This is a genomic window from Caulobacter sp. Root655 (assembly GCF_001427665.1).
Lineage (GTDB): Bacteria > Pseudomonadota > Alphaproteobacteria > Caulobacterales > Caulobacteraceae > Caulobacter.
On the sequence record NZ_LMHC01000027.1, the window covers coordinates 88,741 to 107,845 of the forward strand.

Below are 19,105 nucleotides of genomic sequence, written 5' to 3' on the forward strand. Positions count from 1 at the left end.
ATGTTCGGAAAAGTCGCCGCCTTCGAATTCCGCTACCAGGCGCGCCAGCCGGTGTTCTGGGTTGGGGCGATCATCTTCTTCCTGCTGGCCTTCGGCGTCGTGGCGTCCAGCAACGTGCAGATCGGCTCGACCGCCAACGTCCACAAGAACGCGGCGCAGGTGATCTCGATCGTCCACGTCAATTTCGCCGTCATCTACATGTTCGTCACGGCGGCCTTCGTCGCCAACATCGTGGTGCGCGACGAGGAGACCGGATTTGGCGGCATCCTGCGCTCGACCCGGCTTTCGAGGTTCGACTACCTGTACGGCCGGTTCGTCGGCGCCTTCGCGGCCGCGGCCCTGTCGTTCCTGGCGGTCCCCGCGGGCATGGCGATCGGGGCGGCGATGCCCTGGGTCGATCCGGACACCATCGGCCCCTTCGTTCTCGGCCACTACCTGTTCGCCTATGTCTGGCTCGCCCTGCCGTCGCTGTTGCTGACCTCGGCGGTGTTCTTCTCCCTGACCACCCTGACCCGGTCGATGATGTGGACCTATGTCGGCGTCATCGCCTTCATGGTGCTGCAGATCCTCGGCGGCGTGCTGCTGCGCCAGCCGGGCCTGGAGAAGGTCGCGGCCCTCTGGGAGCCCTTCGGGGCCGGCGCCTTTGGGCTGGCGACGCGCTACTGGACGGCGACCGAGCGCAACACCCTGACGCCGCCCCTGGCCGGCTGGCTGCTCGCCAACCGCGTGCTGTGGATCGGAGTCGCCTTGGCGATCACGGGCGCGGCCTACTGGCTGTACGACTTGCGCGGCGGCGACGGCGCGGCCTTGGTCAAGCGCGACAAGAAGGGCGCCGTCGATACGCCCCGCCCGACCGGAGCGGTCCACGTCACACCCAGCTTCACGCCGGCCGCGCGCTGGGCCCAGCTCTGGGCGCGCGCCCGGCTCGACGCCCGGCAGGTGTTCCTCAGCCCGGCCTATCTGGTGCTGTTGGGCCTGGCCGCGGTGCTGTCGATCGCCAACCTCTGGCGCGCCGCCGACGACAGCCTCTATGGCGGGGCGATCTATCCGGTGACCCGGGCGATGATCGACGCCCTGAACGGCACCTTCCCGTTCATCTCGATGATCATCGCCGCCTACTACGCCGGCGAACTGGTCTGGCGCGAGCAGGAGCGACGGACCCACGAGCTGATCGACGCCACGCCGCTGCCGGACTGGGCCTTCGTCATTCCCAAGACCCTGGCCATCGGCCTGGTTCTGCTGTCGACCTTCCTGGTCAGCGTGGTGGTCGCCATCGCGGTGCAGCTGGTCAAGGGCTACACCCATCTCGAGCTGGTGAACTACCTGTTCTGGTGGGTGCTGCCCCAGGCGGTCTACTGCCTGTTGCTGGCCGTGCTGGCCGTGTTCCTGCAGGTGCTGTCGCCGCACAAGTTCGTCGGCTGGGGCCTGATGGTGCTCTACATCATCGGCACGATCGTCGCCTCCAGCTATGGCCTCGAGCACAACCTCTATCTCTATCCCGAAAGCTCGCCGGCCCCGATCTCGGACTTCAACGGCCAGAGCCGGTTCTGGATCGGGGCCTGGTGGTTCCGGCTCTACTGGGCGGCCTTCGCGGTGGTGCTGCTGGTGCTGTGCCACGTGCTGTGGCGACGCGGGACCGAGACCCGGCTGAAGCCCCGGCTGCTGGCCCTGCCGCGTCGCCTCATGGGCCGCTCGGGCCTGGTGGCCGGCGCCGCCCTGGTGGTGTTCGTCGGCGTCGGAGTGTTCATCTACATGAACACCAACGTCTGGAACCAATACCGCACGACCTTGAGCAACGAGCGCTGGACGGCCGACTACGAGAAGGCCCTGCTGCCGTTCGAGACCACGCCCCAGCCCAAGATCGTGGCGGTCAAGCTGGACGTCGACATTCGCCCCCGCATGCCGCGCATCGACACCAAGGGCGTCTACGAGATCGAGAACCGCACCGGCAAACCGCTGCGCGAGATCCACGTCCGCTTCGACCGCGACCTCAAGGTGCTGGCCCTGTCGATCCAGGGGGCCCGGCCCAAGCGCACCTTCGAGCGCTTCAACTATCGGATCTTCGCCTTCGACACCCCGATGCAGCCGGGCGAGCGGCGCTCGATGTCGTTCAGCACCGCCCGGGTCGAGTTCGGCTTCCGCAACAGCGGGCCCGACACCAGCATGGTCGACAACGGGACCTTCATCAACGACCAGCAACTGGCCCCGTCGCTGGGCATGGACCGAAGGGGCCTCCTGAACGACCGCACCAAGCGGCGCAAGTACGGCCTGCCGCCGCAGCTGCGGATGGCCAAGCTGGGCGACGCCGCCTCGCGTGAGTTCAACGGCCTGCGCCGTGACAGCGACTGGGTGACCGCCGACATCACCGTCACCACCGACGCCGACCAGACCCCGATCGCGCCGGGCTACAAGGTGTCGGAGAGGGTCTGGTTCGAGCCGGCCAAGAGCGGCGGACCGGTGACCAAGGCCGGCGACCGGCGCACGGCGCGGTTCATGACCGAGGCGCCGATCCTGCACTTCTTCTCAATCCAGTCGGCCCGCTACGCGGTCAGGACCGAGCCCTACAAGGGCGTGCAGCTGTCGGTCTACTACCACCCGCCGCATGGCTGGAACGTCGACCGAATGCTCGCCTCGATGAAGCGGTCGCTGGACTACGACCAGGCCAATTTCAGCCCCTACCAGTTCCGCCAGCTGCGCTACCTGGAGTTTCCAGGCTACGGCGACTTCGCCCAGTCGTTCGCCAACACCATCCCGTGGTCCGAGAACCTGGGCTTCGTCGCCAAGTACGACGATCCGACCAAGATCGACATGGTCACCTATGTCGGGGCCCACGAGATCGCCCACCAGTGGTGGGCCCACCAGCTGATCGGCGCCGACCAGCAGGGCGGCGCGGCCTTGACCGAGACCCTGGCCCAGTACTCGGCCTTGATGGTGATGAAGAAGACCTATGGCGAACCGATGATCCGCAAGTTCCTCAAGTACGAACTGGACCGCTACCTGCGGGCCCGGGGCGGCGAGGTTATCGAGGAACTGCCGCTGCGCCAGGTCGAGGACCAGCCCTACATCTACTACAACAAGGGCTCGCTGGTGATGTACCGGCTGGCCGAGGAGATCGGCGAGGACAATGTCAACGCCGCCCTGCGCGAAATGCTGGCCGCCTACGCCTTCAAGGGGCCGCCCTATCCCACCACCCTGCAGCTGGTCGCCGCCCTGCGCCGCCACGCCCCGGCCGACAAGCAGGCGCTGATCACCGACCTGTTCGAGAAGATCACGCTCTACGACCTGAAGACCCAGTCGGCGCGGGCGCGCATGCGCCCCGACGGCCGTTACGACGTGACCCTGGTGGTCGAGGCCCGCAAGCTCTACGCCCAGGGTCGCGGCCAGGAGAAGGAAGCGCCGATGAGCGAGCCGATGGATGTCGGCCTGTTCTCGCTGGAGCCGGGCAAGAAGGGTTTCGGGGCCGACAAGGTCGTCGCCCTGGAGCGCCGGACCCTCCGCTCGGGAACCCAGACCCTGACCTTCGTGACCAAGGTCGCGCCGAAGGCGGCGGGGGTGGATCCCTACAACATCGTCATCGACCGCAACGGCGACGACAACGTCATCAAGGTCGAGGCCCGGTGAACCAGCACGAACCGAAGCTGAACGCCGAGGCGCTGAACGCCTTCCTGTCGGGGGCCTTCCCGGAGGCCGACGCCGACCTGATGCCGAAGGTGGTCGAGGTGGCGGCGGGGCGCATCCTGGTGCGCCAGGCCTTCGCGAGCCGGGCCCTGCGGCCGGGCGGTCTGATCTCGGGGCCCACCCAGATGGCGCTGGCCGACATGGCGGCCTACGCCCTGGTGCTGGCCCATATCGGCGAGGTGGCGATGGCGGTGACCACCTCCCTGACCATCCACTTCCTGCGCGGGGCCAAGCCGGGCGACCTCCATGCGGAGGCCAGCCTGCTCAAGCTCGGCCGCCGCATCGCGACGGCCGATATCCTGATCTGGTCGGAAACGCGCCAGCGGGCCGCCGCCAAGGCGACGGTCGCCTACGCGATCCCGTAGCCGGCGCTACTCCTTGGCCTTTTCCTCGGCGAGCTTCGCCTTGGCGTCGGCGACCTTCTCCTCGGCCTTGGCCACGTCCTTGCCGGTGTCGAAGCCGTTCTTCAGGCCCTCGGCCATGTTCAGGTGCTCCTGCACGGTCGGGGCCGTGGCGGCGGCGAAGGCCTTGATGGCCGCGGTGTCGCCGTCCTGGGCGTAGCGCTGCATCAGGTTCAGGGCCGCCTGGTGAGCGTCGACCTGGCCGTCGGCATAGGCCTTGTCGAAGTCCTTGGCGTCGGCCTTGGTCAGGTCGTCCAGCTTGCCCTGCAGGTCCTCGGGCAACATCGCCGGCGGGGTCAGCGCCGCGCCGGAGGCGGCGATGGCGGCCTTCAGGGCCTCGGTGCTCTTGGCGTGGGCCTTTTCCATCTTGCCGGCGAAGGCCTTGACGTCGGGATTGGTCGAGCGCTTGGCGGCCAGCTTGGCGGCGTCGATCTCGAACATGTCGCTGGCGGCGGCCTTGGCGACGAAGACGTCGGCCTTGGTCTCGTCCGCCGGGGTCGGCACGGTGGCGGCCGGGTTGGCGTCCGGCGTCGCGGCCTGTTCGGCCGGGGTGGCGGCGCCCTTGGTCTCGTCGGTCTTCGGGCCGCAAGCGGCGAGGCCGAGGACGGCGAAGGCGGCGCCCGCGATGAGAAGGTGACGGGTCATGGCTTTCTCCCTGCGCGTTTTCTAGAAACGGAACGGGAGCCGGCGTCGCGCTGCGCCGACGTGATGATAAAAACTTCACGCGGCCGTGATCGGTTCCGTGATGTCCGGGGGAGAAGACCATGGCCGAAACGCCGCTGAACGGCTTGCGGGTGATCGAGATGGGCTCGCTGATCGCCGGCCCGTTCTGCGGCCAGGTGCTGGGCGATTTCGGCGCCGAGGTGATCAAGCTGGAGGACCCCAAGGCCGGCGATCCGATGCGCCAGTGGGGCCGCACCAAGCCCAAGGGCCACTCGCCGTGGTGGCCGGTGATCGGCCGCAACAAGAAGTCCGTCACCCTGGACCTGCGCACTCCCGAGGGCCGCGACGTCGCCCGCGCGCTGATCGCCAAGGCCGACGTGGTGGTCGAGAATTTCCGTCCCGGCACGCTCGAAAAATGGGGCATGGGCTATGACGCCCTGGCCGCGACCAATCCTGGCCTGGTGATGGCGCGGGTCTCGGGCTTTGGCCAGACCGGTCCCTATTCGCACCGCGCCGGCTACGCCCTGATCGGCGAGGCGATGGGCGGCCTGCGCCACATCACCGGCGAGCCCGACCGGCCGCCGGCCCGGGCCGGAATCTCGATCGGCGACAGCCTGGCCGGCCTCAACGCCGCGCTCGGCGTGATGATGGCGATCCACGCCCGCCACCGCACCGGCAAGGGCCAGGTGGTCGACGCGGCGATCTATGAGAGCGTGCTGACGGTGATGGAGAACCTGATCACCGAATACGACCTGTCGGGCTATGTGCGCGAACGCTCCGGCGCGATCCTGCCCGGCATCGCGCCGTCCAACGTCTATCCGACCCGGGGCGGCGAGCTGATCCTGATCGGCGCCAACCAGGACACCCTGTTCAAGCGCCTGTGCGAGGTGATGGGCCGGCCCGAACTGGCCCAGGACGCGCGCTACCGCGACCACGCGGCAAGGGGACAAAGCCAGGTCCAGCTCGACGCCACGATCGGCGGCTGGACCGTCGAGCACGACATCGAAGTCCTGCTGCCGCTGCTGGAAGACGCCGGTCTGGCCGTCGGCCGGGTCTATCGCGCGCCGGACATGCTCAAGGACCCGCAGTTCATCGCCCGCGAGTCGATCGTCGAGGTGGCCCATCCGGTGTTCGGGACCGTGAAGATGCAGAACGCCTTCCCGCGCCTGTCCGACACGCCGGGCGGGGTGCGCTGGCCGGGCCCGGGCCTGGGGGAGCATACCGAGGCGGTGTTGCGCGAGGTGGCGGGGCTGTCGGGTGAGGTGATCACGGGGTTGCGGGAGCGCGGGGTGATCTGATCCAGATGTTTCTCCCTCCCCCTTGTGGGGAGGGTGGCCTCCGAAGGAGGTCGGGTGGGGTTTGATGAGTCATCGGGGCGGCGGGCGCCCCACCCACCAGCTTCGCTGGTCCCCCCTCCCCACAAGGGGGAGGGACAAGAGGTTGGTCAGGGTCGCGCGCTGTTTGCGTCTAACCAGCTGAAATCCTTGAAGTAACACCCCGCCTGTCCTCCCCTCCAAAACCTCCCGTATGCTGATCTCACCTCGTCGCGGTGGAAAGGGCGCATGGCCAGCGACCGATGCGGCGGCGGGGGGCGATCGAGCGGGAAGCTCTGTCGGCGGTCCCTTGGGATCAACCTTGCGTCTCTGGTGCTGGTCGAGCGTGGAACACAGATACGACGTGATGCGAGGGTCGGCAGAACAACAGGCGGGCGTTTAGCGCTCGCGGTCCGGGACCGGGTTTCGTTGCCCTGGCCCGCCCGTCGGAGGCTTCAAGGCGGCGAGGCCCTAACAACGGCTCAGCGCCGCACGCTTCCGGATAACGATGGCGCGGAGCGATCGGGCTTCGTCGAAACGGTATTTATTCAAAGTTCTCCGGACGGTGTCCGGCGCTCCGCGACCCTTTCCGATAGCTCAGCGGGTGAACCGCGTGAGGACGAGAGATCGTGGGTGAAAGCCCCCTCAGTCGCTCCGCGACAGCTCCCCCAGAGGGGGAGCATCTATCTAGATCCTCCCCCTCTGGGGGAGGTGGCCCGGAGGGCCGGAGGGGGATCGGCATATGGATGCGGAAAAGGCGTCCTCACCCCCGTCCCGTCACCGAGGCCAGGGCCCGGGCGATCTGGTGGACGTTGTAGGGCTTGCGGACGATCGGGGCGTCGAAGCCCATGGGGGCGGCCTTGTCGGCGTAGCCGGTGGCGAACACGAATGGCCGGCCTTCGCGGCGCAGCACCTCGGCGACCGGGGCCACCGACTGGCCGTTGAGGTCGGCGTCCAGCACCGCGGCGTCGAACGACAGCTCCAGCATCTGCAGGGCCTCGGACAGTTCGGCCGCGCAGCCAACCACCTCGACCCCGGAATCCTCCAGCCCCGCCTCCAGCTCCATGGCCAGCAGCAGCGAATCCTCGACGATCAGCACCCGCAGGCCGGCGATGTCGCCGGCCTTGAAGGTGTCGACGCCACCGCCCAGGGTCTCGACGATGCGCTCGCTCTGCGGGGCGGCCGGTTCGGGTTCGGGCGTGTCGACCAGGGCGTCGGCCGCCGCGTGGATCATCGCCGTGACGCCGCTGCGCCGGTATTCGATCGTCGCCCGGCCCTTCAGTTCGCGGCCGACCACGTCCTCGATCAGGGTGGCGCCGAAGCCGCGCTTGTCCGGAGGCGAGGTCATCGGACCGCCGGTCTCGAGCCATTCGAGGTTGAAGCCGCCGTCGGGCGCCGCGCGCCAGACCACCTCGACCCGGCCGCTCTCCGCCGACAGCGACCCGAACTTCACGGCGTTGACCGCCAGTTCGTGCAGGGCCAGCGACAGGGCGGCGGCGGCGCGGGGCGTCAGGAACAGTTCGGGCCCGTCCCAGCGGGTCTGGTTGGGGGCCAGGCCGCCCAGCTCGGCGGCGGCGATCCGCGCCAGGGTGGCGCCGCGCCAGCGGGCGGCGCTGAGCAGGTCGTGGGCCGAACTCATCGACTTCAGCCGTGCGGCGAAGGTCTTCAGGAACCCGTCCAGCGACGAGGCCTTGCGGGCCGACTGCCCGGCCACCGCCTGCACGGCGGCCAGGATGTTCTTGATCCGGTGGTCCAGTTCGGTGAGCAGGTTCTCGCGCTGGTCGTCGGCGTCGCGGCGGGCGGTGATGTCTTGCACCACACCGATATGCCGGATGGGCTTGCGGTCGCCGTCGAACACCAGGACCCCGGCCGCGCGAATCCACACCGTCCGGTCGGGATTGGCCGACAGGGGCCGGAACTCGACCTCGTAGCGTCCGCCCTCCGCCAGTTGGGCCTCGACGCTGGCGCGGGTCTCGGCGCGGTCGTCGAGATGGATGAAGTCATAGAGCGTCTGGCTGGTCGCGGCGGGGTGGTCGCCGGCCGGGGCGTCCATGATCTTGGCCATGCGCGGACTGATCCGCATCAGGTGGGCCGTCATGTCCCACTCGAATTCGCCCAGCTCGGCGGCGGCGAGGGCCAGGGCGATGCGTTCGCTGTCCAGCGACCGTTCGGCGGCGTTTCGCGCGGTTTCGGCGTCGTGCAGCAGCTCTTCCATGGCCAGGGCCGCCAGGTCGGCCAGGGCCCGTGTCAGGTCACCATCGATCGCCGGGCGGGGTTTGTCGTCCTCGACCGTCAGCAGGCCGATGATTTGGCCGTCGGGGTCCTTGAGCGGCGCGCACGCGAAGAAACGGGTGTCGGCGGCGAACGGCCGGATCGCCGGGGCCGGATCGGCGGCGAGGTCGAGGTTGGTGACGACGCCGCAATCGCGCAGGCGCGCCTCGAGCCCGGCCGGCCGGGGTTCCTCGACATGGTCGAAACCCACCTTGGCCTTCAGCCAGATCCGGTCCTCGCCGATCAGGCGAATGGCCGCCCTCGGAGCGTTGAACAGGCGCGAGGCGAGGCGGACGATTCGGTCGAAACGCGGGTCGGCCGGGTCGCCGTTCAGGGCGCGAAGGGCGGCGAGGGCGCGCAGCCGGCGCGCCTCCTGATCATCCGCCAGCGTTCCGCCCGCATCGTCCATGAACGGACCATAGACCGGGTTCGCGCGGCGCGCGAGATCGATAAAGTCCAGGCGCCGATCATCCCCTGTGGTGAAGCTCCAACCTTGGCGCTACAATGGAACTCGTGGCCTTGGCTTCGCGTTGAGCGGGCGCAGCTTCGCAGCTGTCCGCCCCCAGAAGCTTGAGCCGCGAACCGGAGATTCCCATGCCCGACAACGCCCTGAACCCCGCCCTCAAGGAGGCCAGCAAGGCCTCCGCGAACGCCGGCGCCGCCCTGGATCACGCCGAACGCAGCTTCGGCGAAGCGGCCTCGGCCGCCAAGGCCAATTTCAGCGACGCCGCTGCCACCGCCAAGGTCAACCTGGCCGACGCCGCCAAGCGCATCGAGCAGTCGCTCACCCAGGGCCTCGAAACCCTGCGCGCCCAGACCCGCACCTATACCGACACCGCCGGCCAACAGGTCGACGAAGCCCAGCGCTATGTCGCCGAGCGCGTTCGCGAGCGGCCGATCACCGCCACCCTGGCCGGCCTCGGCGTCGGCGTTCTGCTGGGCCTGCTGCTGGCCGGAAACCGTGGCGGCCGCGACAAGTGATCTTCGAAAAGACCCTGACGACCCTGGCGGCGGCCGCGGCGATCGCCGCGGCCGCCGCTGTGAGCGTGTTCGCCGCCGCCTTCGCGCTGTTCGCCGTGCTGCAGCCCCATCTGGGCGCGGCGGGCGGAGCCGCGGTCGTTGCGGCGGTCGCCGCCGTGGTCGTCGGGATCGCGGGGCTTCTGGCGGCCCGCAAGGCCGAGGTGAAGCCGTCGCATCCGGCCGCGCCGGACGGCTTCGCCTTCGCCGAACGGGCGATCGAGATGGTCAAGGACCGCCCGATCCTGACGATCGGCGCCGGCCTGGCGGCCGGGATCATCGCTCTGCGCAATCCGGCCCTGGCGGCGATCGTCGCCAAGGCGCTGCTGGACTCCCAGAGGCCGCCACAGCGCTAAGTCGCCGCCCGGCCCCTTGTCACCACTGGTTTTCCGCGCCCCTCCTCCCATCTTCCGAGGGCGTCTTGCTTTGGAGCGATCATGTTCAAACTCCCCGACCTGCCCTACGCCTATGAAGCCCTGGAGCCGACCGTCTCGGCCAACACGCTTCATTTCCATCATGACAAGCATCACGCGGCCTATGTGAACGCGCTGAACGGCCTGCTGCCGGAAGGCGACAAGCGCTCGCTGGAGGCGGTGATTCGCGAGGCCGGTCCGGGCAAGGTGTTCAACAACGCCGCCCAGGCCTGGAACCACGCGTTCTTCTGGGACTGCATGAGCCCCGCCAAGCAGGGCCCCGGCGCCGCGCTGTCGGCCGCCATCGCCGAGGCGTTCGGCGATCTGGCCGGCCTGAAGGAAAAGTTCGTCGCCGAGGGCATCGGCCACTTCGGTTCGGGCTGGGTCTGGCTGGCCGTCGAGGGCGGCAAGCTGACCGTGATCTCCACCCACGACGCCGACGACACCCTGACCAAGCCGGGCGTCACCCCGTTGCTGGTCTGCGACGTCTGGGAGCACGCCTATTATCTGGACCACCAGAACAACCGGAAGGGCTTCCTGGAAGCCTGGTTCGACGTCCTGCCCAACTGGTCCCTGGCCGACGCGCAGTTCGCCGCGGCCAAGGGCCAGGGCGCGGCCTGGGCCTATCCCGAGCCGGCCTGACGGATCTCGATCGGCTAAACCTTCAACGGCGCGACCTCGGTCGCGCCGTTTTCGTTTGGGCCGTCCTTGGGAATACAGCGCCTCGGAACCGACCAGGTCCGCCAGGTCACGAACCGGGTCCGCTCCCAGGCCAGGGCCGTGATGCGGATGTCGACGTCGTCGACCTCGATCAGGTTGAAGCCGGCCGGCACGCCCCGCTCGCGCACCGACAGAGTGCCCGACCCCACCGCCTGGGTGCAGCCGTCCGAGAACGGGTAGGGATGGACGAACGGCGCGTGGATGTGGCCGGTCAGCACCAGATCGGCCCCAGCCTGGGCGAAGGCCTGGGCCGCCGCCGTGCCGCCGCGCACCTTGGCGGTCATCGGTCCGCCGATCATCTCGATCAGCGGATGGTGGCAGACCACGATCTTCAGGGCGCCGGGCGCCGCGTCCTTCAGGTCGGCGCAAACCTCGCGGATCTGCTGACGCGACACCGCGCCCTTCGACCAGTTGAGGCGAAGCTGGAAGGCGCGGGCCGTGTTCAGGGCCACCACGGTGACGCGCGGGTCGTCCCAGTCCTGGCTCTTCCGGCGGCCAAACCGGCTCTGGTATCGACGCCAGGGCGCGACGAGCCGCCACAGGATTTCACGCGGTCCGGCGAAGGGGATGTCATGATTGCCCGGGGTCACCAGGCGCGGTCGGGGCAGGCGGTCGAGCCAGGCCTGGGCGGCGTCGAACTCGGCGGTCTTGCCGTCCTTGGTCAGGTCGCCGGCCGCGATCACCAGGTCCGGTCGCTCGGCGTGGATCCGCTCGACGGCGGCTTCGACGGCGGCCTTGTGCTCGCCGCCGAAGTGGATGTCCGAAACCTGGATCAGCTTGAACGGTTTGGTCATACGGCGGGGACCAGCGCGCGGAAGGCCTTGGGACGGAAGCGGATGCTGACCGTGTCGTCCAGGCGCACCGGCTCCCCGTCGAGGATGGCGGGAATTCGACCGCCGGCCCAGACCTTGCCGATGCGGCAGCGACCGACGACGACGGACGGGTCGTCGCGCCAGTTGCCGGTCACCGTGCTGACGCCCAGACGGAAGATGTCCAGGGCGCTGGACGGGTCGAGCGCCGCGGCTTCCAGGGCCTGTTCGTTGGCGTCCAGCTCGGCCGAGACCAGCGGGCACATCAGGCTCAGCGCCTCGGTCTTGCCCTTGGGTCGACCGTCCAGGACATAACGAAGCCGGCCGGAGAACGCCCGGCGCAGGGCGCGCCGGGCGCGCATCAGGGCCAGGTCGGCGCGGCCGGCCCGCGCCGCCTCCCGGGCCTCGGCCCACAGGGCCGGGCTGCCGAGGATGGCGGCGACGAAGAACACCCGGCCGTTGATCTCGCCGCCGGAGATCATCCGTGTCTGGCCATTCTCCAGGCAGGCGGCCATGGCCTCGGGCCAGGGGACGACGCCATAGAGGGCGTGGGGCAGCATGTTCATCGTGCCGCCGGGCAGGGGCGCGATCATCGGGCCGTCGGGGCCGGCCATCTCGGCGGCGGCGCGGGCGGTGCCGTCGCCGGCCACGACCAGGACGGCGTCCGGCCGCGAGTCGATCGCGGCGCGCAGGCAGGCGTTCAGCTCGCCCTCGCTGGGGGCGTGCACCCGCCCCTCGACGCCGTGGGCGGCGAGAATGGCCTCGGCCTGGGCCGGCGCGTCCTTGCCCACCGAACCGGAGGCGATGTTGACGACGACTTCCACGCGCATGCGAGACCTCCTGAGGCGCCGACGCGCGGGAACGGCGAGACTGGCAAACGGCGGAGCTTGGCGGGGGGTTCCCGGAACCGTTGGCGCGCCGCCGTCGTTTGCTTTCAGGGACAAGCTCGAACGGAGAGCCACGATGAACAAGACCTTGATCGCCTTGCTGGGCGTCGGTGTGCTGGCCACTGCTTGCACCGCGACCGGAAACACCGAACGCAACGCCGCCGGCGGCGCCGCACTGGGCGCCCTGGCCGGGGCGGTGATCGGCAACAATGTCGGCGGCGGCAGCGCCACGACGGGCGCCGCCGTTGGCGCGGCCCTTGGCGGCACCGTCGGCGCCGTGAAGGGCTGCCGTGAAGACGGCGGCTGCGGCGCCACCAACGTCAATCGCCGTCAATACTATGACGAGCGGGCCGGACGGTATTACTACTATGACTCGCGTAGCGGTCGTTACTACTGGGAAGACGGCAGCCCCCGTTAAATCGGGCGCGGCCTGAAGCGCCAGAAAGGGCGGTCGACCTGTGTCGGCCGCCTTTTGCGTGCCGTGACGTCAAAGAGGGCAAGCGATGAGAAGAGTCGAACTGACGGCGATCGGTATTGTCGTGGCCGCGGGGCTGGTTGCGGGCTGCGCCAGCAGTCCCTGGCCCAAGTCACGGTCCCAGATCGTGACGACAGCCCCGGCCTGCGAGGATTTCGCCGTGCAGATCTATTTCGAGCGCGACTCCGCCGAGGTCACCAGCGAGGCGCGTTCCGTGCTCAAGAGCGCCGAGGCGTTGACCAAGGGCTGCAAGGTGGACTCGGTCCGCGTGCTGGGCCTGGCCGACGCCGTGGGCGCGTCGGACGTCAATCTCGCGCTCTCCAAGAAGCGGGCGACGGCGGTGACCGGTGCTCTGGCCAAGGTCGGTTTCCGCGATGTGGAGTTCGACGTGGCGGCGGCCGGCGATACGGGGTCGATCACTGGTTCGGGCGAGGCGCGGCCCTTGCGGCGACGCGCCGACGTCAAGTTCGACCTCGCCGCGCCGTCGCGCTAGCGCGACCCCGCCGGCCTTCGCAGCCAAGCCCATTGAAAAGAGGCGGACCCTCAGGACCGCCTCGAAAGGCTTTGAAAATGGGGGTGCGGAGGCAGCAGGCTGACTTTCGTCAACCTCAAGTCGGGGGGGCGTCGCCGCCTCCGCAGTTCTGAAACGTCGATCTGAAAAGGCGGTTCCCGCCCCGCGATTATTTTTTCGCCCTTTTCGCGATTATTTTTTCGAAGCGCCGCGAAGCCTTGCAGGAGGGAACGCTGGCCTGAACCACACGTTGATTTCCCGAAGGCCGTTGGCCTTAGAGCTGGGGAGCAACGTCGTGGTCCGCACCTATCAAGCCGAACATGGAGGATTGGTCTTCCAACGCGCGCTGACGCGCCGACAGAAGACCGTGCGCAGTCGCCTGACGGCCTTGGCGGTGATCGTCGCGGTGGCGGCGTCAGCGGGGCTTCTCCAGCATTTCAACGACAGCCCCGCTCCGAGCGGTTCGGCGGCGCAAAGCTCGGGAGTCTATTCCGCCGCGCGATAAGGAGGCTTTCCATGCCTGCCGATCTTGAACATCACGGTCCTGCCCTGAACGCCACCCGCGCCCGCCAAGGGCGCTGGGGCAAGCATGTCTTCTGGGTGCTGATCATTTCGACCGTCCTGGCCGCCATCGCGCTGTTCGGCGCCTGGAGCATGCGTTCGGGCGACCTGGCCAGCATCGAGCGCAACAGCGGCGCGAAGACCACACAGGAAGCCGAGCGCTATTCCACGCAACAGACGCCGGTGAAACAGAACTAGATGCTCGCCGGTCGATCCCCTTTGCGCGGGCGGCGCGACGGACACAGCGCGCATGAAAAAGGCCCCGGTGCGTCACCGGGGCCTTGATCGTTCCGGTCCAGCTAAGGTCAGGCCGCCTTCTTGGTCCGGCGCGGGTGGAAGAACAGCGCCTGGCCGATCGCCGCCTTCACCGTTTCCGGCTGGAAGGGCTTGGTGATCAGGAAGGTGGGTTCGGGCCGCTCGCCGGTCAGCAGGCGCTCGGGGAAGGCGGTGATGAAGATCACCGGCACGTCCAGGCGCGCCAGGATGTCTTTCACCGCGTCGATGCCCGACGAGCCGTCGGCCAGCTGGATGTCGGCCAGGACTAGGCCCGGCGTGCGACGGCTTACTGCCTCTACCGCCTCGCCGCGGGTGGCGGCGATGTCGATGACGTCGTGACCGAGTTCCCGCACCAGGGCCTCGATGTCGGCGGCGATCACCGGTTCGTCCTCGATGATCAGGACGTCGGTGGCCAGTTCGGCGTCGATCTCGCTCTGGGCTTCGGAGATCAAGCGTTCGACCTCGGTGAAGTCGCAGTCCAGGATCTGGGAGGCTTCGGTCGGGGTGAAGCCTTCGAGCGCCGTCAGCAGGAAGGCCTGCCGTGAGCGCGGGGCGATCCGCATCAGGCGTTGCGAGGCGTCGTCCGCCAGGCTGGAGGTGTCATCGCGACGCGCTTCGAGCTGGGCGCCCGAGGACAGCCAGATGGCGTGGAAGACGCGGTACAGCGCGACCCGCGGCGACAGGTTGACGTCCAGCGACCGCTCGCCGGCCGCCAGGGCCTCGAGCGCGACGCGCACATAGTGATCACCGGTCGTCTGGTCGCCGGTCAGAGCGCGAGCGTAGCGACGAACATAAGGCAAGTGCGGCGCTAGCCGGGCAAGAAGACTCATGACCCCTCCCGTTGAGTGTTTCGAAAAAAAAGCGTGCGACGCGATTAAGCTGCGCCGTTCGCCGTCGGTGCATTAACGCGGCCGGGGCCTGACGGTTCCATGGCGCGCTTCTCTAGTGGTTCCATAGGCGCGCCATTTTTGCCATCATTATGCCCAAGCTTGTGGAACCCCATGCGGAATTCAACGTTGTCATCCGGCGTACACACATTCGGCCAAAGGGGGCGGACGTCGCGATTTATCGGCGTCGAGGACATGATCGAACACGTACCCATGGAAGATCACCGCAAAGGGGCGGCCGCGCTCGATGAGGCTCGGCTCCGTCAACAGGCTATTGGCGTCAAACTTCGTCAGATGTTCGACGAGGTCGTGAATGAACCGGTGCCGGACGAATTCCTCGATATCCTGCGCAAGGCGGAAACGCCTTCGGGAGAGCGCTGAGCATGACGGAAGCGCAAGTCGGCCGGTCGCCCTTCGATCCGGTCCGTGACGTGGCCTTCAAGAAGGAACTCGTCACGCTCATCCCACATCTGCGCGCTTTCGCTCGAACCCTGACCGGCGACCCGACGGCCGCCGACGACCTGGCCCAGGACGCCATGATGAAGGCCTGGGACGCTCGCGCCAGCTTCCAGCTCGGCACCAACATGAAGGCCTGGACCTTCATGATCCTGCGCAACCAATTCTATTCCGAGAAGCGCCGGTCCTGGCGCCAGAGCCAGCTCGATCAGGAAGCCGCCGAACGCACCCTGGTGGCGGTCGATGATCCCGAGGCCCCGGTGGCCCTGGACGAGCTTCGCCTGAGCCTGGCCATGCTGCCGCCGGAGCAGCGCGAAGCGCTGATCCTGGTCGGCGCCGGCGGCTTCGCCTACGAGGAGGCGGCCGAGATCTGCGGCTGCGCCGTGGGGACGGTGAAGAGCCGGGTCAGCCGAGCGCGGCGGGCCCTGCAGGCCATCCTCGAAGCCGGCGCCTATGACCGCGACGGCGCCGCCGCCGGCGACGCCATGTACGCCATCCTGGCCGACGCGGAGAGACTGAGCACCCTGCGGTGAAGTCTCTTCTGGGCCGAGGGGCCGGCGCGGCCGGATCCATTCGGGTCCGGTTGGCCGGCGCGCTGTTCATCGCGCTTCTGCCCGTCCTGATCCTCGGTGTCCTTCAATCGGTCTTCGCCTTCAAGGCGGAGGCCGATTCGCGTCGTCAGAGCCTGGAGCTGGCGGCGGGTCGAAGCGCGGCCATCGCCCGGGCCCGGATCGAGGCGGCCGGCGTCCTTCTCCAGACGCTCGGGCCGGGGTCCGTGGGCCTCCAGTGCGCCCAGCGTCTCGACACCGTCAAACGTCGCCTGCCGGGCTACGCCAACCTGATCCGTTTCGACGCCTATGGACGGGTGTCCTGCGCCGCCGCGACAACCCCGCCGGACGCCGTGCGCTCGGGTCGTAGCTGGTTCCAGGACCTGGCGGCCGGCTCGCACATGGTGGTGGCCAGCGTGCCCGGCGCGACCTACGCCATCGAGCCGTCGGTCCTGACCGCCGTCCGGGCCGAGGACGGGAGCGGCAAGTTCAACGGCGCCATGGCCGCGGTGCTGACCCTCTCGTCGCTCAAGCCCGAGACCGCCAACCGCTACCTGCCCGGCGGCGCCGAGGTCGCCCTGGCCGATTCCGAGGGCCGCGTGTTCGCCGCCACCGACATCCGGGCGTTCGGCGCGCCGCCGACGGCCTGGCGCGAGCGGGCGGCCAAGAGCGGGTCGGCCCTGTGGTCGGGCCCCGACGCGGACCAGCGCCATCGCGATTTCTCCGCCGCCCCGTTGGTGGGCGAGGAGGTGTTCGTCATCCTGTCGGCCAAGGCCCCGGGCCTGGCCTCGTGGGCGTGGCTGAACCCGATGCTTCGGCTGCTCGCGCCGCTGCTGGCCTTCATCCTGGCCCTGGCGGCGGTGCTCTACGCCACCGAGCAGGCGGTGATCCGCTGGATCGTCTATCTGCGCCGGGTCGCGGCCATCTATGCCCGGGGCCGCTTCACCGTGCGGCCGCTGCAGGCCGAGCGCGCGCCGCCGGAGATCCGCGAACTGGCCGCCACCCTCGACGACATGGCCGCCGCCATCGTCGCCCGCGACGCATCCTTGCGCGACAGCCTGGGCGAGAAGGACGCGCTGATGCGCGAGATCCATCACCGGGTGAAGAACAACCTGCAGATCATTTCCTCGCTGCTCAACATGCAGCAGCGGGCCCTGACCGATCCGGCCGCCCGCACCGCCCTCAACGACACCCGCCAGCGGATTACCGCCCTGGCCCAGATCTACCGAGCCCTCTATCAGGGTCCCGACCTCAAGCGGGTGGACCTGCGGCCGTTCCTCGAGGAGCTGACCGCCCTGCTGCTGGCGGGCGACTCGATGGGCGGCGGACCGGTTCGCACCGAGGTCCATGCCGATCCGCTGGTCATCGACCCCGATCGCCTGGCCCCACTGGCCCTGTTCGCCGTCGAAGCCATCACCAACGCCCAGAAGCACGCCCTGGCCGAGCGGGGCGGGGTGTTGACCGTCGACTTTTTCGTGCGCGGCGAGGAAGCCGAGTTGGCGATCGGCGACGACGGTCCCGGCGCGCCCAAGGGACCCGTCGAGGGGGTTGGGCGCACCCTGATGACCGCCTTCGCCCGTCAGTTGCGCGGCAAGCTGCTGTTCGAACAGTCTCCGGCCGGCGGTCTGCTGGTGCGGCTGGTGTTCCCGACGCCCCTGGTCCCGCCGGCCGAGGCCGTGGCGACCGGAACCTAGGGGGCGCCGCCCACGTTCTGATGGGGCAACCCTTTCAGACGCCCATCGGGGCGATCAACGGAGAAACCCCATGCGTAAGCTCATCATCCTGGCCGCCCTCGCCGCCAGTCTCGCCGTCGCCGCCTGCAACACCGTCGAAGGCGCCGGCAAGGACGTCTCGTCGGCCGGCAAGGCCGTCACCGATACCGCCCAGGACGCCAAGTAGGCTCTCTTCGAGCCTGGCGTTCCAAGCCAAGATCAGGCCCGCCGGTCTTGACCGGTGGGCTTTTTTGTCTCGGAGGGATCAGGCTGCGGCGCGGAAGCTGGGGTCGCGGCTGAACAGGCCAAGGCGATCGGCCAGCGGTCGCACGGCGCCGGTCAGTTCGCCCAGGCTCTCGCCCGCCCCCAGCAGCAGCACGCCGTCGTCTTCCAGGCGGGCGGCCAGGCTCTCGACGACCCGGGGACGGACGGCGGGGTCCAGGCCCGGCAGGACGTTGCGCAGCAGGATGGCGTCGAACTTGCCCATCGGCGACAGGTCGGCCATCAGGTTGATGCGCCGCCAGCGCACGGCCTGGCGGATGCGCGGGCTGATCGCCCACATCTCGTCCTGGTTCTCGAAATGCTTGACCAGCGAGCGGATCGGCAAGCCGCGCTGCACTTCGAACTGGGTGTAGAGGCCGCTCTGGGCTTTCTCCAGGCAACGTTCCGACAGGTCGGAGCCGAAGAACTCGAACTGGGCGCCGGGCTCGATGTCGCGCGCCTCGGACGCGGTCATGGCCAGGGAATAAACCTCCTGGCCGGTCGAGCAGGCGGCGCTCCAGATGCGGATCGGACGGTCATGACGGCGCGATAGGGCCGGCAGCAACTCGTCGCGCAGATGGGCGAACACCTCGCGGTCACGGAAGAACGCGGTCTCGTTAAGGGTCAGGGCCTCGACGACGGCCCAGATCAGCCGGTCGTCGCGTTTGGCGCGCAGGGCGGCGACCATGGCCTCGATGGACTCGAAGCCCTCGCGGCGGGCCAGGGGGTTGAGCCGGCTCTCGACCAGATAGGCCTTGTCGCTCTCGATCCGCAGACCGGCGCGGTTGCGGGCCAGGGCGGCCAGCAGGTCCATGTCGTCGGGGGTCACAGCAAGCCCGCCTCGGCGAATTTCGCCGCGATGATGTCGCCGTCGAACGGCTTCATGATGTACTCGTTGGCCCCGGTGTCGAGGGCCAGGCGGATGTGCTCGATGTCGTTCTCGACCGTGCAGAACACCACGATCGGCGCCTCGCCGCCCGGCTCCTGGCGCAGATGGCGCAGGAACTCGATCCCGTTCATCACCGGCATGTTCCAGTCCAGGAGCACGGCGTCGGGCATGGCCGCCCGGCACCAGGCCAGGGCTTCCACACCGTCGGCGGCCTCGGCGATCTCGAAGCCAATATCCTCCAGGACGCGCCGGGCGACTTTGCGGATCACCCGGCTGTCGTCGACGACGAGACAGGTCTTCACGGCACGCTCCACTTCAACACCCCCAGCTTGCCGCCAGGGGGTTAAGGAGCGGTGA

At 68.8% G+C, this 19,105-nt stretch carries 21 protein-coding genes; 14 read left to right on the forward strand and 7 right to left on the reverse strand.

Features of this window, described 5'->3' with window-relative positions:
- Positions 1 to 3,621 (forward strand): M1 family aminopeptidase, encoded by a 3,621-nt coding sequence (locus tag ASD79_RS22085; protein WP_056725682.1) that lies wholly within the window; start codon positions 1 to 3, stop codon positions 3,619 to 3,621.
- Positions 3,618 to 4,043 carry a PaaI family thioesterase gene (locus tag ASD79_RS22090; protein WP_056725684.1) on the forward strand — a complete coding sequence of 142 codons (426 nt, stop codon included), beginning with the start codon at positions 3,618 to 3,620 and terminating at the stop codon, positions 4,041 to 4,043. The genes ASD79_RS22085 and ASD79_RS22090 overlap by 4 nt, the downstream gene beginning before the upstream one ends.
- 6 nt (positions 4,044 to 4,049) lie before the next feature.
- Here ASD79_RS22090 and ASD79_RS22095 read toward each other — a convergent pair whose 3' ends face one another.
- A complete protein-coding gene (locus ASD79_RS22095; protein ID WP_056725685.1) occupies positions 4,050 to 4,724 on the reverse strand; it encodes a DUF4142 domain-containing protein in 675 nt (224 codons plus the stop codon).
- A gap of 119 nt (positions 4,725 to 4,843) precedes the next feature.
- On the opposite strand from ASD79_RS22095, the gene ASD79_RS22100 reads away from it, so the two are divergent.
- Complete coding sequence (locus tag ASD79_RS22100) at positions 4,844 to 6,040, forward strand: CaiB/BaiF CoA-transferase family protein (protein WP_056725687.1); 1,197 nt, start codon at positions 4,844 to 4,846, stop codon at positions 6,038 to 6,040.
- Positions 6,041 to 6,818: 778 nt separating this feature from the next.
- Here the strand turns inward: ASD79_RS22100 and ASD79_RS22105 are convergent.
- Entirely contained in the window at positions 6,819 to 8,735 is a 1,917-nt protein-coding gene (locus ASD79_RS22105; protein WP_056725689.1) for an HWE histidine kinase domain-containing protein, read from the reverse strand.
- A 185-nt stretch (positions 8,736 to 8,920) separates the two neighbouring features.
- Between ASD79_RS22105 and ASD79_RS22110 the strand changes: the two genes are divergently transcribed.
- The 3 genes from ASD79_RS22110 (at position 8,921) to ASD79_RS22120 (ending at position 10,398) form a co-directional block, all read left to right on the forward strand.
- The gene (locus ASD79_RS22110) at positions 8,921 to 9,307 is read left to right on the forward strand and encodes a hypothetical protein (protein ID WP_056725693.1); all 387 of its coding nucleotides are present in this window, start codon (positions 8,921 to 8,923) and stop codon (positions 9,305 to 9,307) included.
- Entirely contained in the window at positions 9,304 to 9,699 is a 396-nt protein-coding gene (locus ASD79_RS22115) for a hypothetical protein (RefSeq protein WP_056725694.1), read from the forward strand. The genes ASD79_RS22110 and ASD79_RS22115 overlap by 4 nt, the downstream gene beginning before the upstream one ends.
- An 81-nt stretch (positions 9,700 to 9,780) precedes the next feature.
- The gene (locus ASD79_RS22120) at positions 9,781 to 10,398 is read left to right on the forward strand and encodes a superoxide dismutase (RefSeq protein WP_056725696.1); all 618 of its coding nucleotides are present in this window, start codon (positions 9,781 to 9,783) and stop codon (positions 10,396 to 10,398) included.
- Between the two features lie 14 nt (positions 10,399 to 10,412).
- On the opposite strand, the gene ASD79_RS22125 is transcribed toward ASD79_RS22120, so the two are convergent.
- Complete coding sequence (locus tag ASD79_RS22125; RefSeq protein ID WP_056725699.1) at positions 10,413 to 11,270, reverse strand: metallophosphoesterase; 858 nt, start codon at positions 11,268 to 11,270, stop codon at positions 10,413 to 10,415.
- A complete protein-coding gene (locus ASD79_RS22130; protein ID WP_056725701.1) occupies positions 11,267 to 12,115 on the reverse strand; it encodes a diacylglycerol kinase family protein in 849 nt (282 codons plus the stop codon). Before ASD79_RS22130 ends, ASD79_RS22125 begins: the two co-directional genes overlap by 4 nt.
- A 133-nt stretch (positions 12,116 to 12,248) precedes the next feature.
- Here ASD79_RS22130 and ASD79_RS22135 point away from each other — a divergent pair, with 133 nt between their 5' ends.
- The 4 genes from ASD79_RS22135 (at position 12,249) to ASD79_RS22145 (ending at position 13,917) form a co-directional block, all read left to right on the forward strand.
- Positions 12,249 to 12,590 carry a glycine zipper domain-containing protein gene (locus ASD79_RS22135; RefSeq protein WP_056725703.1) on the forward strand — a complete coding sequence of 114 codons (342 nt, stop codon included), beginning with the start codon at positions 12,249 to 12,251 and terminating at the stop codon, positions 12,588 to 12,590.
- Positions 12,591 to 12,675: 85 nt separating this feature from the next.
- Entirely contained in the window at positions 12,676 to 13,140 is a 465-nt protein-coding gene (locus tag ASD79_RS22140) for an OmpA family protein (protein WP_056725705.1), read from the forward strand.
- A gap of 385 nt (positions 13,141 to 13,525) precedes the next feature.
- Positions 13,526 to 13,663, forward strand: coding sequence for a hypothetical protein (locus tag ASD79_RS23575; protein ID WP_235524555.1), 138 nt, complete (start codon positions 13,526 to 13,528; stop codon positions 13,661 to 13,663).
- Between the two features lie 11 nt (positions 13,664 to 13,674).
- A complete protein-coding gene (locus ASD79_RS22145) occupies positions 13,675 to 13,917 on the forward strand; it encodes a hypothetical protein (protein WP_056725707.1) in 243 nt (80 codons plus the stop codon).
- Positions 13,918 to 14,024: 107 nt separating this feature from the next.
- Here ASD79_RS22145 and ASD79_RS22150 read toward each other — a convergent pair whose 3' ends face one another.
- Positions 14,025 to 14,825: a response regulator gene (locus ASD79_RS22150; protein WP_056725709.1), complete on the reverse strand. Its 801-nt coding sequence runs from the start codon at positions 14,823 to 14,825 to the stop codon at positions 14,025 to 14,027.
- A 252-nt stretch (positions 14,826 to 15,077) separates the two neighbouring features.
- On the opposite strand from ASD79_RS22150, the gene ASD79_RS22155 reads away from it, so the two are divergent.
- The 4 genes from ASD79_RS22155 (at position 15,078) to ASD79_RS22170 (ending at position 17,785) form a co-directional block, all read left to right on the forward strand.
- The gene (locus ASD79_RS22155; RefSeq protein WP_028040104.1) at positions 15,078 to 15,263 is read left to right on the forward strand and encodes a NepR family anti-sigma factor; all 186 of its coding nucleotides are present in this window, start codon (positions 15,078 to 15,080) and stop codon (positions 15,261 to 15,263) included.
- A gap of 2 nt (positions 15,264 to 15,265) precedes the next feature.
- Positions 15,266 to 15,871 (forward strand): sigma-70 family RNA polymerase sigma factor, encoded by a 606-nt coding sequence (locus ASD79_RS22160; protein ID WP_007662933.1) that lies wholly within the window; start codon positions 15,266 to 15,268, stop codon positions 15,869 to 15,871.
- Entirely contained in the window at positions 15,868 to 17,580 is a 1,713-nt protein-coding gene (locus ASD79_RS22165) for a sensor histidine kinase (protein WP_056725712.1), read from the forward strand. Before ASD79_RS22160 ends, ASD79_RS22165 begins: the two co-directional genes overlap by 4 nt.
- 70 nt (positions 17,581 to 17,650) lie before the next feature.
- A complete protein-coding gene (locus tag ASD79_RS22170) occupies positions 17,651 to 17,785 on the forward strand; it encodes an entericidin A/B family lipoprotein (protein WP_056725714.1) in 135 nt (44 codons plus the stop codon).
- A 78-nt stretch (positions 17,786 to 17,863) separates the two neighbouring features.
- Here ASD79_RS22170 and ASD79_RS22175 read toward each other — a convergent pair whose 3' ends face one another.
- Together ASD79_RS22175 and ASD79_RS22180 are read right to left on the reverse strand one after the other, a co-directional pair.
- On the reverse strand, positions 17,864 to 18,688 hold the full coding sequence (locus ASD79_RS22175) for a protein-glutamate O-methyltransferase CheR (protein ID WP_056725715.1): 825 nt from the start codon (positions 18,686 to 18,688) through the stop codon (positions 17,864 to 17,866).
- A complete protein-coding gene (locus ASD79_RS22180; RefSeq protein WP_162252392.1) occupies positions 18,685 to 19,062 on the reverse strand; it encodes a response regulator in 378 nt (125 codons plus the stop codon). The genes ASD79_RS22175 and ASD79_RS22180 overlap by 4 nt, the downstream gene beginning before the upstream one ends.
- Between the last annotated feature and the right edge of the window lie 43 nt (positions 19,063 to 19,105).